The 13631-nt window shown below is 62.7% G+C and carries 14 protein-coding genes and 2 rRNA genes; 5 read left to right on the top strand and 11 right to left on the bottom strand.

What is annotated here, in order from left to right:
• Positions 1–197, top strand: a 23S ribosomal RNA gene (locus DJFAAGMI_RS12655); the annotation flags it as partial.
• Between the two features lie 164 nt (positions 198–361).
• Positions 362–474, top strand: a 5S ribosomal RNA gene (gene rrf, locus DJFAAGMI_RS12650).
• Between the two features lie 175 nt (positions 475–649).
• Here rrf and DJFAAGMI_RS12645 read toward each other — a convergent pair.
• From DJFAAGMI_RS12645 to DJFAAGMI_RS12620, 6 genes are all read right to left on the bottom strand, one after another.
• On the bottom strand, positions 650–1417 hold the full coding sequence (locus tag DJFAAGMI_RS12645; protein ID WP_043003847.1) for a class II glutamine amidotransferase: 768 nt from the start codon (positions 1415–1417) through the stop codon (positions 650–652).
• 157 nt (positions 1418–1574) lie between these two features.
• Complete coding sequence (locus DJFAAGMI_RS12640; protein ID WP_003060524.1) at positions 1575–1763, bottom strand: 4-oxalocrotonate tautomerase; 189 nt, start codon at positions 1761–1763, stop codon at positions 1575–1577.
• A gap of 102 nt (positions 1764–1865) precedes the next feature.
• Positions 1866–2054, bottom strand: coding sequence for a 4-oxalocrotonate tautomerase (locus DJFAAGMI_RS12635; protein ID WP_003060526.1), 189 nt, complete (start codon positions 2052–2054; stop codon positions 1866–1868).
• Between the two features lie 54 nt (positions 2055–2108).
• The gene (locus DJFAAGMI_RS12630) at positions 2109–2354 is read right to left on the bottom strand and encodes a cysteine-rich CWC family protein (protein WP_211457432.1); all 246 of its coding nucleotides are present in this window, start codon (positions 2352–2354) and stop codon (positions 2109–2111) included.
• A 164-nt stretch (positions 2355–2518) separates the two neighbouring features.
• On the bottom strand, positions 2519–4708 hold the full coding sequence (locus DJFAAGMI_RS12625; RefSeq protein WP_211457391.1) for a malate synthase G: 2190 nt from the start codon (positions 4706–4708) through the stop codon (positions 2519–2521).
• 181 nt (positions 4709–4889) lie between these two features.
• Positions 4890–5102 carry a hypothetical protein gene (locus DJFAAGMI_RS12620; RefSeq protein ID WP_211457390.1) on the bottom strand — a complete coding sequence of 71 codons (213 nt, stop codon included), beginning with the start codon at positions 5100–5102 and terminating at the stop codon, positions 4890–4892.
• 95 nt (positions 5103–5197) lie between these two features.
• On the opposite strand from DJFAAGMI_RS12620, the gene DJFAAGMI_RS12615 reads away from it, so the two are divergent.
• Positions 5198–5557 carry a hypothetical protein gene (locus tag DJFAAGMI_RS12615; RefSeq protein WP_003060530.1) on the top strand — a complete coding sequence of 120 codons (360 nt, stop codon included), beginning with the start codon at positions 5198–5200 and terminating at the stop codon, positions 5555–5557.
• A gap of 69 nt (positions 5558–5626) precedes the next feature.
• Here the strand turns inward: DJFAAGMI_RS12615 and DJFAAGMI_RS12610 are convergent, their stop codons facing one another.
• Both DJFAAGMI_RS12610 and DJFAAGMI_RS12605 read right to left on the bottom strand, forming a co-directional pair.
• Complete coding sequence (locus DJFAAGMI_RS12610) at positions 5627–6313, bottom strand: response regulator transcription factor (RefSeq protein WP_211457389.1); 687 nt, start codon at positions 6311–6313, stop codon at positions 5627–5629.
• Between the two features lie 12 nt (positions 6314–6325).
• Positions 6326–7525, bottom strand: a complete 1200-nt coding sequence (locus tag DJFAAGMI_RS12605) for a sensor histidine kinase (protein WP_211457388.1) — start codon at positions 7523–7525, stop codon at positions 6326–6328.
• Positions 7526–7913: 388 nt separating this feature from the next.
• Here DJFAAGMI_RS12605 and DJFAAGMI_RS12600 point away from each other — a divergent pair, with 388 nt between their 5' ends.
• Both DJFAAGMI_RS12600 and DJFAAGMI_RS12595 read left to right on the top strand, forming a co-directional pair.
• Positions 7914–8849, top strand: a complete 936-nt coding sequence (locus DJFAAGMI_RS12600) for a LysR family transcriptional regulator (protein WP_003060536.1) — start codon at positions 7914–7916, stop codon at positions 8847–8849.
• Positions 8850–8933: 84 nt separating this feature from the next.
• Positions 8934–9380 (top strand): DUF2214 family protein, encoded by a 447-nt coding sequence (locus DJFAAGMI_RS12595; RefSeq protein WP_043003853.1) that lies wholly within the window; start codon positions 8934–8936, stop codon positions 9378–9380.
• 64 nt (positions 9381–9444) lie between these two features.
• On the opposite strand, the gene DJFAAGMI_RS12590 is transcribed toward DJFAAGMI_RS12595, so the two are convergent.
• From DJFAAGMI_RS12590 to DJFAAGMI_RS12580, 3 genes are all read right to left on the bottom strand, one after another.
• The gene (locus DJFAAGMI_RS12590) at positions 9445–11895 is read right to left on the bottom strand and encodes a TonB-dependent siderophore receptor (protein WP_249334189.1); all 2451 of its coding nucleotides are present in this window, start codon (positions 11893–11895) and stop codon (positions 9445–9447) included.
• Positions 11896–12068: 173 nt separating this feature from the next.
• Entirely contained in the window at positions 12069–13043 is a 975-nt protein-coding gene (locus tag DJFAAGMI_RS12585) for a FecR domain-containing protein (RefSeq protein ID WP_211457387.1), read from the bottom strand.
• Positions 13040–13603, bottom strand: a complete 564-nt coding sequence (locus DJFAAGMI_RS12580) for a sigma-70 family RNA polymerase sigma factor (RefSeq protein ID WP_211457386.1) — start codon at positions 13601–13603, stop codon at positions 13040–13042. Before DJFAAGMI_RS12580 ends, DJFAAGMI_RS12585 begins: the two co-directional genes overlap by 4 nt.
• Positions 13604–13631 lie beyond the last annotated feature (28 nt).

Here is a 13631-nt window from a genome sequence, read left to right as displayed (position 1 = left end):
TGGCATCGCAGGGTAGCTAAGTGTGGAAGAGATAACCGCTGAAAGCATCTAAGCGGGAAACTCGTTTCAAGATGAGATCTGCCGGGGCCTTGAGCCCCCTGAAGGGTCGTTGTAGACCACGACGTTGATAGGCTGGGTGTGGAAGCGCAGTAATGCGTTAAGCTAACCAGTACTAATTGCCCGTGCGGCTTGACCCTATAACTTTGGGTAAGCCTGGAAAAATGAAAGACAGAACGCAAGTTCTAGTTATGCCGAAAAGGCGCAATCGAAAAGCTGATTGAAGACTCTATGAATTCGTTGGATGGAGAGGAGCGTCATTAAGAAGTTAATGGCAACCGATCGATCTGACAAAAAGTTTATGCCTGATGACCATAGCAAGTTGGTACCACTCCTTCCCATCCCGAACAGGACAGTGAAACGACTTTGCGCCGATGATAGTGCGGGTTCCCGTGTGAAAGTAGGTCATCGTCAGGCTCTTACAGTGAAAACCCCGTAGTCGAAAGATTACGGGGTTTTTTATTGGGTGCTTCGAAACGAGGAGCGCCTGTCGCAGGCCGTCAAAGCATTGCAGCTGCAAAAATACCGGAAACCCATAAAAAGAGAGCGCCAGGCGCTCTCTTTTTTCATTCGGCGACGGATCTGGTGCGCATCAGTAGGGCGCCGCCTGGCCATGCACGAACACCCTCAGCTCGCCGTTCTGGAAGGGGACCCATTGCTCGTTCTGGGTCAGAGGGGCGGTGACGATGATGGCTACCTTGTCCTGGGGCGTGGTTTCGCGGGAGAAGTCCACGCTGAGGTCTTCGTCGGACAGTTGTGCCTGGGTAAAGGGATGGCGGCGCTCGACATAGCAGAGGTGGGTGGTCGCATGGGCCCAGAGCGCTTCGCCGTTGGAGAGCAGGAAGTTGAACGTGCCGTGCGGTGCGATCTTGGCGGCCAGCTCGCGCAGGGTGTGGGTCAGCTCTTCGATGCTGGGCACGCCCGCATGGGATTTCCACAGCTCCTGCATGATCCAGCAGAAGGCTCGCTCGCTGTCCGTGTTGCCAATGGGCTGGAAGTGGGCATGCAGCTTGGGGGCGAAGTTCTTGAGGTCGCCGTTGTGTGCGAAGACCCAGTTGCGTCCCCAGAGCTCGCGCACGAAGGGGTGGCAGTTCTGCAGGCTGACCACGCCCTGGGTGGCCTTGCGGATATGGGCGATGACGTTGGTGCTCTTGATCGGGTATTCGCGAATGAGCTTGGCGATCTGGGAGTCGATGGCGCGTTCGTGATCGACGAAGTGGCGCAGGCCCTTGTCTTCGAAGAAGGCGATGCCCCAGCCGTCGGTGTGGTCGCCGGTATTGCCTGCGCGCTGTGTGAAGCCTGAGAAGCTAAAGCGCACATCGGTGGGCGTGTTGCAGTTCATTCCAAGCAGCTGGCACATGGCTTCGTCATATCTTTCAAGCAAAAAAGCTTTATAGCCTAAGAATCTATGGATGATTTCGTCAATGATGGTGCTGTATGGCAGAGATCGTCAACCGCTGCCAAGCCCGCATGAAAAAAGCAGCCGAAGCTGCTTTGCGCAAGAGGGCTGCGATGGTCTATTCGCGGTCCAGCCAGAGCTTGCCGCCGGTGGCCCAGTCGTGACGCTTGATGTCGGTGATGATGATGTCCACCGATTCGGGCGAACCGCCAAGCACTTCAACGCTGACGCGGGTGATTTCTTCGACCAGCTTGCGCTTTTGTTCGACGGTACGGCCTTCCATCATTTCGACATGGTAGGTGGGCATGTGCAGGTTTCCTTGCTGGCTTGAGGTTGGGAAAAGAGGCCCATCATAAGGCTGGGCGGGTAAAGAGCCGTCCCGGGACGGCCCCGGCCGCGTGCGGGCGGGTCAGCTCTGCTCCGACCAGAGCTTGCCACCGGTGGCCCAGTTGTGGCGGGGTACGTCGGTGATGATGATGTCCACGGACTCGGGGGCGCTACCCAGCACCTCGGTGGTCACGCGGGTGATTTCTTCGGCCAGCTTGCGCTTTTGTTCAACGCTGCGGCCTTCAAACAGTTCAATGCGATAGGTGGGCATCAAGGTCTCCTTGCTGTAGTGGAATGCCCGAGCTGCAAGGCGGTGAGCGCAGGATCAGGCAGGGGTGGAATCGTCGGCAACCGGCTGTGCACAGGCTGGGCAGATGCAGGCCTTGCCGCGTGCGTCGGCGGGCAGCCGCTCCAGTGCATCCCGGGAAACCGGGGTCTGCATGCACCAGCAACTGTTCGGCGGCAGGCCGGCGCTGATGGCGCACTGGTTGGGCTGGCCGCACAGAGGGCAGCGGCTGGCGTCTACGAGAGGATCGATGGGCATGGGCGCAGTGTAGAAGCCATCCGGCATCGCGAGGACTGCGGTCAAGAAAAATGCACTCGATGTACTGACATGGAGTGCATTTTGATAGCTGCTTGCGCCATTGAATCAATGGATTCAGATAGAAAAACCTTTGAAATCCATTGATATCAAGCGAGAGCCGCTCCTTGTTCAGGAGCGGCCTTGTCCGGCAATCAAGCGCCGGCCTTGACCTTCAGACGCCAGGCGTGCAGCAGAGGCTCGGTGTAGCCGGAAGGCTGTTCCTTGCCCTTGAACACCAGGTCCAGAGCGGCCTGGTAGGCCGCGCCATCGGGATTGGCCACCAGGCTCTTGTAGGCGGCGTCGCCGGCGTTCTGCTCGTCCACGATCTTGGCCATGCGGGCATAGCTGTCGCGAACCATGGCTTCGGTGACGATGCCGTGCTGCAGCCAGTTGGCGATGTGCTGGCTGGAGATGCGCAGTGTGGCGCGGTCTTCCATCAGGCCCACGTTGTGGATGTCGGGCACCTTGGAGCAGCCCACGCCCTGGTCGATCCAGCGCACCACATAGCCGAGGATGCCTTGCACGTTGTTGTCCACTTCCTGCTGCTTTTCCGCATCGCTCCAGTTGGGGTTGGTGGATACGGGCACTTGCAGGATGGCGTTCAGCAGTTCGTCGCACTCGGCGTCGGCGTTGGGGCTTTCCAGACCCTTTTGCACGTCGGCCACATTGATCTGGTGATAGTGCAGGGCGTGCAGGGTGGCGCCGGTGGGTGAGGGCACCCAGGCGGTGTTGGCACCGGCCTTGGGCTGGGCAATCTTCTGCTCCAGCATGGCCTTCATCAGGTCGGGCATGGCCCACATGCCCTTGCCGATCTGGGCGCGGCCGCGCAGGCCCATGTTCAGGCCAACCAGCACGTTGTTCTTTTCATAGGCGGGCAGCCAGGCGCAGGTCTTCATGTCGGCCTTGCGGACCATGGGGCCGGCGTACATGGCGGTGTGCATTTCATCGCCAGTGCGGTCCAGGAAGCCGGTGTTGATGAAGGCCACGCGTGCGGGTGCAGCAGCGATAGCGGCCTTCAGGTTGACCGAAGTGCGACGCTCTTCGTCCATGATGCCCAGCTTGACGGTGTTCTCGGGCAGGCCCAGAACCTTTTCAACGCGGCCAAACAGTTCGTTCGCGAAAGCGGCTTCGGCGGGGCCGTGCATCTTGGGCTTGACGATGTAGACGCTGCCTGTGCGGCTATTGCGGATGCCGTTGGCGCCGCCCTTCAGGTCGTGAATGGCGATGGCGGTAGTCACCAGCGCGTCCATGATGCCTTCGGGGATTTCCTTCTGCTCGGGGCCCCACAGCACGGCGGGGTTGGTCATCAGGTGACCCACGTTACGCACGAACATCAGCGAGCGGCCGTGCAGCTTCACAGGCTTGCCATCGGCGCCGGTGTATTCGCGGTCGGGGTTCAGACCACGGGTCACGATCTTGCCGCCCTTTTCAAAGGACTCGGTCAGCGTGCCCTTCAGAATGCCCAGCCAGTTGGCGTAGCCGTTGACCTTGTCTTCGGCATCCACGGCAGCCACGGAGTCTTCCAGATCCAGAATGGTGGACAGGGCGGCTTCGACCACCACATCGGCCACGCCGGCAGCATCGGTGCTGCCGATGGGAGTGGACTTGTTGACGATGATGTCGATGTGGATGCCGTTGTTCTTGAGCAGCACCGACTTGGGCGCCGCAGCATCGCCCTGATAGCCGATGAACTTGGCTTCGTCCTTCAGGCCGGTCTTGCTGCCGTCCTTCAGGGACACGACCAGCTTGCCGCCTTCGACGGCGTAGCCGGTGGAATCCTTGTGCGAGCCCGAGGCCAGGGGCACGGCCTGATCCAGGAAGTTGCGTGCGAACTCGATGACCTTGGCGCCGCGCACAGGGTTGTAGCCCTTGCCCTTCTCAGCACCGCCAGCTTCGCTGATGGCGTCGGTGCCATACAGCGCGTCGTACAGCGAACCCCAGCGGGCGTTGGCGGCGTTCAGGGCGTAGCGGGCATTCAGGATGGGCACCACCAACTGGGGGCCGGCCTGGATGGCCAGTTCGGCATCCACGTTTTCGGTCGTGGCCTTGGCGTCCTTGGGGGACTCGACCAGATAGCCGATGGTCGTCAGAAACTTGCGGTAGGCCACCATGTCGGTGATGGGGCCGGGGTTGGCCTTGTGCCAGGTATCGAGCTCCGTCTGCAGGCGATCGCGCTCGGCCAGCAGGGCTGCATTCTTGGGCGCCAGATCGGCCACGATGGCGTCGAAGCCCTTCCAGTAGGTGTCCTGGTCAACGCCCGTGCCAGGCAGCACTTGCGTGTTCACAAAGTTGTACAGCTCGGTGGCGACTTGCAGGCCGTGGACTTGGGTGCGATCAGTCATTGGAAACCTCTGGTTGATGTCTCTGGATTCAGGAGTCGTTGCCCATCACGGGCAGCATGTGGGGAGACTGTATTTGAATTTTTTGAGTACATAAATAGCCTAAATAGTTCAAAACTCATGATGTTTTTATATGGAGTCGGCGGGATTTATGCGTTTTATGCACCGCAGCCGCCAGCCTTCGTCAGTTCTGAGCGATCTGTGCAACGACTGCAGTGACGGCCGTCTCGGCAGTCGCCGAAAGCGCCGCGCGAAGGCGCTGCAGGATATCTCCTGAAGCGATAGCTGTGATCGCTCGCCTGGCCTGGCTCAGCAGTGGATTGGACGGTTTTTTCGGGTGCCAGAATCCGTCTTGAAGTGAGTGCATGCCATCAAATGACAGGGCTTTGTCTGTCATAAGTGGATGTCCGCGCTCAGAAATGATTCGTTAAGCTTGAAACAAATTGAGCATCTTCCGATATCGGCCAGCCAATCTTTACCAAGGAGCTCCTGATGGCGAATCTGAACGAAAGCCTGCAAGACCTGATGACCCTGGATGGCGCCATGTGCGCGGCAGTGGTCGATTACAACAGCGGCATGCTGCTCGGCAGTATCGGCTCGGGCGTGGACCTGGAGCTGGCTGCTGCGGGCAATACCGAGGTGGTGCGCGCCAAGATGAAGACCATGCAGTCCCTGGGCCTGAACGACAGCATCGAAGACATTCTCATCACCCTGGGCAAGCAGTATCACATCCTGCGCCCGGCCGAGAAGATCAACGGCATCTTCATCTACTACGTGCTGGACAACGGCCGTGCCAACCTGGCTTTGGCCAGGCGCAAGGTGTCGGACGTGGAGTCCCGGTTCGTGATGTGATTCAGCGGCTCTGAAGACGCGCAACGGGCCTGCGGGCCCGTTCTTGTTTTGCGGTCCGAGCCGGCCTGCTCAGGCGGCGATCAGCGGAGCGCGGAACTGGTAGCCCACCTTCTGCTGTGACTGCAGCGGCACGGCCACGGGAGTTGCCTTTTCGATGCGGCGGCGCAGCCGGTAGATGGTGGCGTGCAGGCTGTTGTCGGACTCGGCTGCGCTGGTATGGGCCAGCAGGCTGCGGATATGGTCCCGGCTGACGGTGTCGCCCCGGGCCTGCAAAAAGCACTCCATCAGCATCAGGTCGGTGGCGCCCAGCTCCACGCTCTGGCCGTCGGGCGCGGTCAGCAGGCTGCGGCGGCTGTCCAGCTTCCAGGCCGTGGCCGTGCGCGCCGTGGTCATGATGCGCCGGTGCACGGCGCGTACAGCCAGTTCCACCTGTTCGAAGGTCACGGGCTTGGTCAGATACATATCTGCACCGGCGTTGATGACCTCGGCAAACACCTCCGGTCTCAGCCGTCCCGAGACGATGAGCACGCCGGCCTGGGTGCGCTTGCGGATGATGCGCAGCAGCTCGGTGCCGGCCACGCCGGGCAGCATCAGATCCAGCACATAGAAATCGAAGCGATAGGGCGCGTCGTCGGCCAGCAGGTCGCTGCTGTCGCCGTATGCCGTGACATCCACCCCCTGGCTGCGCAGGTGCTGGGCCAGGAATTCGCAGTAATCGGTGTCGTCGTCGACCAGGGCAAGAGTGGCAGGCAGCATGGGCGGCGGACCTTATTCGGCAAGACCTTGGGGAATGACCAGACGCATGACCGTGCCATGCGGACTGTGGGGCAGAGCTTGCACTGTACCCTGGTGCAACTGCAGGACCGAGCGCACGATGAACAGGCCCAGGCCGGCCCCGGCGCGGCTGTGGCTGTGATGACCACGCGCGCCTTTTTCGAACAGATGCGCAAGCAGCTCCTCGGGGATGCCCGGGCCCCGGTCGATGACTTCCAGGATCAGCGCCAGCGGTTCGTCGGACTCGGAGATGCGCAGCTGCACCGGGCTGTCGGCGGGCGCATAGGCCAGGGCGTTGTTGAGCAGATTGCGAATCGTCAGCCGCATCAGCGCCGGGTGCAGCTGCACGGTGCGGGGCGTGGTCAGCCATTGCACCTCGATGCGCGGGCGCAGGTCGGCCGCAATATCGTGCAGCACCAGCTTGATCAGCGTGGGCAGATCGGTTTCGCTGGAGGCGCCGGCCTTGCCTCCGGCCGCCAGGATTGTGCCGGCGGCCAGGGTGTTGTCCAGCGTGCCCATCACCTGCTGCAGCACATGCTCGGCGCGCAGCAAGGCCCTGGTGGCCGGCGCGGCATCGGCCAGATGCAGGTCTTCTATGGCCTTGAGCGTGGCCTGCATGGCGGCCGAGGCATTGTTCAGCGGCTGGCGGATTTCGTGCGACAGCAGCTGCAGCATCTCGTTGTGCTCGCTCAGCATGGCCGTGCGCCAGTCCAGCAGGGTGCGCAACCGGTCTAGTTCGCCCGCGTCCTGGCGGTGGCTGCGCAGTTGTTCGTGCAAGGCCTGCAACTGCTCGCGCTGGCGGGCCATGACTTCGCCGCGCGCATATTCGCGGTCGATGTCGCTGAGCTGCATCAGCACCTCATGCCGGCCCTGGGCATCGGCGGCTCCCGGCGTGAGCTGTATGCGGCGGTGGCGCTGCGCACCGAAGTCGCCGCTGCGGCTGTCGTCGTATTCCTGGCGCAGGCCCCGGGCGGCGGCGGCGAAGCGCTGGCCATGGATGTGCCAGATGCTGGCGGGCAGCAGGCGCTGCAGCGGTTGGCCGACTGGGCTTGCGCCCTCGTCCACCTCCAGCCATTGGCACCAGGCGGGAGTGGCCATGAGCAGCACTCCCTCGGCATTCCAGAGCGCGCAGCCCTGGCCGGAGCGGCCCAGCAGATCGGCCAGTTGGGCGGCAGAAACGGGTGAAAAGCTCATGAAGGCAGGCGGCTTCTGATTTGTAAATGTGTTTTGCAAATCATAGGTTTAACGCCTGACGTTGCCCGCAAGCTCATGGCGCTGGCGAATAAGCGATATTCCCGCCTCAGGGAAAACGGTAAATTTTGATATAAACATATATAAACATCAAAGATTCACTGGCAACTTGTGACTTCTAAGTAAGATATATCGCACTGAAGTCACATGCGGGACAGGCATGCGGCGCTGATTGATGACTTTTATAGTGATAGCAGTCAGCGCTCTTGTTTAAAGAACTTTCGATAAAAACATTTGAGAAATCAAGACTGCTTGCGCGGTATGTGCTCTTGTATTAATAGTGCACGCTACCGCAGCAGGAGACAACACGGACCAGACAGGAGCAGCGGTCATGGACAAACTCAAGGCTTTTGAGTCTTTTGTATCGGTAGCGACCAGGGGCAGCTTGACGGCTGCTGCCAAGGCCGAAGGTGTGGCGCCCGCCATCATGGGGCGCCGTCTGGATGCTCTGGAAGAGCATCTGGGGGTCAAGCTCATGGTGCGCACCACGCGGCGCATCTCGCTGACCCATGAAGGCAGTGCCTTCCTGGAGGATTGCCAGCGCCTGCTCTCCGATGTGTGCAATGCCGAGGCCAGCGTGTCGGCCGGCGGCGTCAAGGCTACGGGCCATCTGCGCATCACGGCACCCGCCGGTTTCGGCCGCCGCCATGTGGCGCCGCTGGTGCCGCGTTTCCGCGATCTGCACCCCGATGTCACCATCTCGCTGAACCTCAGCGACCGCGTGGTCGACCTGGCGGGCGAGGGCTTCGATTGCGCGGTGCGCGTGGGAGATCTGCCAGACTCGGCCCTGGTCAGCGTGCGCATTGCCGACAACCGCCGCCTGTGCGTGGCCACGCCCGGCTATCTGGAGCGCCGCGGCACGCCCAAGCATCCCAGCGAGCTGACCCAGCATGACTGCCTGACGCTGTCCTCCGACGCCTCGCAGACGCGGGGCTGGGCCTTTCGCATCCCGCATCCCGAAAGCGGCACTAGCGAGGTCGTGCACTTCAAGCCGGGTGGCCCGCTGGACTGTTCCGACGGTCAGGTGTTGCACGACTGGTGCCTGGGGGGCTGGGGCATTGCCTGGCGCAGCACCTGGGAGGTGGAGGCCGAGATCGCCGCCGGCCGTCTCGTGCCCGTGCTGGAAGAGTTTGCCGCGCCGCCCAACGGCATCTTTGTGGTCTTCCCCCAGCGCAAGCACATGCCGCTGCGCGTGCGCATGTGGATCGACTATCTCAAGCACCATTACAACCAGCCGGACTTCTTTCGTCTCGGTGTGGATCTCTGAGCGGGCCTGAAACGGTAGACAATGGTCCGGCCGCCGTGGCCCGATGCGGGCTGCTGAATCCGTCCTTTTTTCTACTGTGAAGCCATGACCTTTGAAGCTGTTCTTGCCAGCGCCCATCTGCTGGCGATCCTGACCCTGGTGGTGTTTCTGACCAGCCAGGCCGCCCTGTGCCGTGTGGAGTGGATGAATGCCGCCGTGGTGCAGCGTCTGGCCAGGCTGGACATGATTTACGGCATTGCCGCCATCGTCTTGCTGCTGACCGGTATTGCGCGCCTGCTCTGGGGCGTCAAGGGCATGGGAGCCTATACGGCCTCGCCGCTGTTCCATCTCAAGATGACGCTGTTCGTCATCGCCTTTTTGCTCTCGCTCAAGCCCACGCTGACCTTCCGTCGCTGGAAGAAGACGCTGGATGCGAGCGGTCAGCTGCCGGCGCCCGATGAGATCAGGCAGACCCGCAAGTGGGTGATGTGGCAGGGCCATGTGGTGCCGGTGATCGCCGTGGTTGCCATCTTCTGGGCGCGCGGCATGTAGCCTGCGCCAGCCCCCGCAAAAGGCAAAGGCCGCTGCAAAGCGGCCTTTTTCATGTCTGCTGCATTCAGAACGTGCCGCGCAGCGTCAGCATCACATTGCGCGGATCGCCATAGTGGCTGCTGTTGACCAGGTTGCCGATCGAGTTGTAGTAGCGCTTGTCGAACATATTGTTGAAGTTCAACGAGGCCTGCCACTGTCGGTTGATCTGGTAGCGCACATAGCTGCTCCACACTGCGCGGCCCGGGGCATTGAGGCTGATCGTGCCGATCTTGCGGTAGGAGGCGCTTTGCGCATTCACACCGCCGCCAATGGTGAAGGCGCTCATGGCGCCGGGCAGGCGGTAGGTAGTCCACAGGCGCAGCATGTGCTTGGGCGTGTAGGTATTGAAGTCCTGCCCTTCGTTGTAGACGTCGCGCTTGTAGGTGTTGCGGTTGAAGGTGTAGCCGGCAAACAGGTTCCAGCCACGGGTCAGCTCGCCGCTGATCTCGGCGTCCAGGCCCTGGCTGCGTACCTTGCCGTCATCGCTGTAGCAGTAGTAGCCGTCGCGGCAGTTGGGGCCGGAGGCGATGTCTTCGGTGGCGCGGTTCTTCTGGTCGACGCGGTACAGGGCGAAGGAGGTGTTGGCGCGGCCGCCGAAGAGCTCGCCTTTCAGCCCGATTTCATAGGTGGCACCCTGGATGGGCTTGAGGTTCTGGCCCGCCGCATTCAGCGACGCCTGGGGGTTGAAGATATCGGCATAGCTGGCGTAGGCAGACCACTCGGGATTGAGGGCATAGATCAGCCCTGCAAAGGGCATGAAACGGGTGTTGGCCTGGCGTGAGTTCGAGGTGGTGACGTTGCCGGTGGTCGTCGTGATCAGGTCGTATTCGGACTTGTAGTTGCCCAGGCGTCCACCCATCACCAGCTTGAGTGGATCAGTGACTTGCAGGCGCAGCGCGCCATAGACGCCCACCTGGCGCGTGGTGCCCACAAAGCGTTCGGTGTTGGCATAGCGAATGGCTTCGTTGCTTGGCTCTTCCCGGAAAGGGTTGGGGTCGAACACGTTGACGGGCACTGCTGGCGTGATCGAGCTGTAGTCGCTGGTGGCCTTGCCTCGGCTATAGCTGGCGCCAAGCACTATTTGGTGCTCGCGCCCAAAGGCGCTGAAATCGCCGGTCAGGTTGGCGTCCAGACCCGAGGCGCTCTGGTCGGCCTGCGTCAGGTTGGTGACGGTGGCGCCCAGGCCGGTGCTGGTGGCCACGGCGCGCTGGGATGAGGCGTATTTCATGTCCAGATCTTCCTGGACATGCATGGCCGAGACCTTGGCGCGCCAGCGGCTGTTGAACTGGTGCGACAGATCGGCGTACAGTGTCTTGGTGCTGTTGTCCTGGCGGTTCCAGCTGGCGCCGAGGTAGGTGGAGCGGGGCAGGCCGATGTCGCGGCCGTCGCTGTAGTGCGGCAGACCCGAGATAAAGGGCCTGCCCTTGAAGGACTCATAGCTGGCGCCCACGCTGACCTGGGTCTGGGGCGAGAGGTCGTACTCCAAGGTGCCATACAGCGTGGCATTGCGCTGGTTGGCGTAGTCGATGAAGGAGTGCTGGTCTTCCACATCGATCACAGCGCGGCCGCGCAGGCTGCCATCGGCGTTCAGCGCGCCGCTGCCATCCACTTGGGCGCCATAGCGGTCCCAGGAGCCAGCCTTGGCCGTGACGTTGACGCCGCCCTCCTTGAGCGGGCGCTTGCGCACCAAGTTGACGACACCGCTGGGGTCGCCCCCGCCCTGCATCAGGCCGGCCGAGCCGCGCAGCACTTCAGCGCGGTCATAGATGGCTGTGCCGCCCTGGTAGTTGCTGGCACGGCCGTAGAGGCGCTGCACATTGACCCCGTCATACTGGATGGTGGCCATGCTGAAGCCGCGCGAGTAGATGTATTTGCCGCCCTGCGGGCTTTGCAGCAAGGTGATGCCGGTGGTGCTGCCCAGGGCATCGTAGACCGAGGTGGCGTTCTGCTCGTCCATGAGCTGGCGCGTGACCACGCTGACGGACTGCGGAATGTCTTTCATGGCCTGTTCGCCCTTGCCGATGGTGACGGCGCGGCTGGTGTAGGAGCCCGTCTGTTCCGTGGTGGCATGGCGTTCTGCCTGAGCGGTCACGCGTACTTCCGCCAGGGTCGCGCCACTGCCTTGCTGCGGCTCGGCGGCGGACACCGGCTTGCCGGCTGGCGCTGCACGCAGACTCCAGTTGCCGCCGGCGGTGTGCACCAGCTCCAGCCCGCTGCCGGCCAGGGCGGCGCGCGCGGCCTGCTCCGCGGTATAGCTGCCGTGCAGGGCAGGTGCCGTGTGGCCGCGCACCAGCTCGGCATCCAGGCTGAGTTGCTGGCCGTTATCGGCCGCGATGCGTGCAAGTGTGCTGCCCAGGGGCTGGGCCGGCATATCGTAGTGGCGTTGTGCGGTCGGGGCCGCGGGGGTCTGGGCCTGGGCACTCATGGCGCAGGCCAGGGCCAGGGCGCTCAGGTGCAGGGAACGGTGGTGCAGCATGCATTGCTTTCGACAAGATGAACAGGGTGCTCGATCAGGAGCTGTCCATGGCTTGTCGAGCCGCGGAAAAAAAGTGTTCAATTTTTTGCAAGCGCCAAATAGGCGATGGCTGTCTTGATGGTTTGCTGCCGTTTGCGCGGCAGCGCCATCGGGCGATGCGGTTCAGGCTGGTACTACTCGATCATCACCAGTGCACCGCCGGAGTAGCTGCGCAGCCGGATGGGCAGGGTCTCGGCGAGTGCCGCCAGGGCGCGGTCGGTGTCCTCCAGGGAGTAGGTGCCGTAGACCTGAAGCGCGGCGGCATGCGCCGAGACCCGAATCCATCCGCGACGATAGGCGCGTAGTGCCTGCACGACCTCGCCCAGCGGCAGGTCATGTGCCTCCAGCATGCCCTGCTGCCAGGCCGCCATGCTGCTGGGCGCGCTGGCATCGGCCCAGATGCCCTGGGTATCGAAGCGGGCGCTATGCCCTTCAGCCAGCACTTGCTGCTCGCCGCCTGCGGTCGTGATGCGTACGCTGTGCTCCAGCATGCCGACGCTGCTGAACTGCGGGCTCTGGCGCACGCTGAAACGCGTGCCCAGGGCGCGGATCTGTCCATGCAGGGTTTGCACCACAAAAGCGGGTCCGCCCGGTGTCTGTGGCGCAGCCCGGGCCACCAGCGCCCCCTGGCGCAGAATGACGCGCCGCTGGCCCGCGTCGAAGGCCAGGTCGGCGGCCGAGCGCGCATCCAGTGTCACCGTGCTGCCATCGGGCAGGGTGAAGTCGCGGCGCTGTCCGGTGTCGGTGCGCAGGCTGGCACTCCACTGGGCAAGCGGTGTCTGGCGGTCCAGCAGCCAGCCACAGCCGGTCGCCATGCCGCCCAGACCCAGGGCGCCGCGCAGGATCTGGCGGCGCCGGCGCGTGCCGGCCTCGGCGCGAGCCAGGGTCTGACCCAGCAGCTGGCCCAGGTGCTCGGGGCCGGAGCTGCGCAAGGGCTGCAGCAGATTCTGCAGCGGTGCCTGCAGCTGCTGCCAGGCCGCCCTGTGGGCGGGGGCAGCCTCCAGCCATTGTTCAAGGCCCTGGCGTTGCTCCTGGCTCATCTGGCCCGAATGCAGGCAGACCAGCCACTCGATGGCGGCCTCGGTGGCCGGGTTGAGCGACGGGTTCATGCCTGGCCTGCCCTGGCCGGTGCCAGGCCGGCCTGCTGATGAAGCTGGGCAATCGCGATGCGGCGAAATGCTTCGGTCATATGACGGCGCACGGTGCTGTGCGAGATGTCCAGCTGCTCGGCAATGGCGTGATAGGTCAGGCCGTCGAGCTGGCTCAGCAAAAAGGTCTGGCGGGCCTTGAGACTCAGGCCGTCGAGTGCATGGGCAATCGTGTCCAGCGTCTCCAGCAGCAGCGCTCGCTCCTCGGGCGAAGGGGCCAGCTCCTGAGGGCTATGGCTCAAGGCCTGCAGATAGGCCTGCTCCAGCTCACGCCGCCGCCAAAGCGTGAACAGCAGGCGCTTGGCGATCGTGGTCAGAAATGCGCGGGGTTCATCGATGGGCACCGGGCTGGGTGCTGCAACCACGCGCAAAAAGGTCTCGGAAGCCACGTCCTGTGCCTCTGCCGTATTGCGCAGCCGCGCCTTCAGTCTTGACAGCAACCAGGCGTGATGGCCGGTAAACAGCTGTTGCGCCTGCTGCATGGGGTCGAGAGAGGGGCGGGGCGTTGGCATGGGCTGCATTCTAGTTTTAAATGAGAATGATTGCCAT

The sequence above is a fragment of the Comamonas brasiliensis genome (assembly GCF_018292285.1).
Lineage (GTDB): Bacteria > Pseudomonadota > Gammaproteobacteria > Burkholderiales > Burkholderiaceae_C > Comamonas > Comamonas brasiliensis.
The sequence above is the reverse complement of the archived record's forward strand: the minus strand, read 5'-3'. Positions and strand labels throughout refer to the sequence as shown.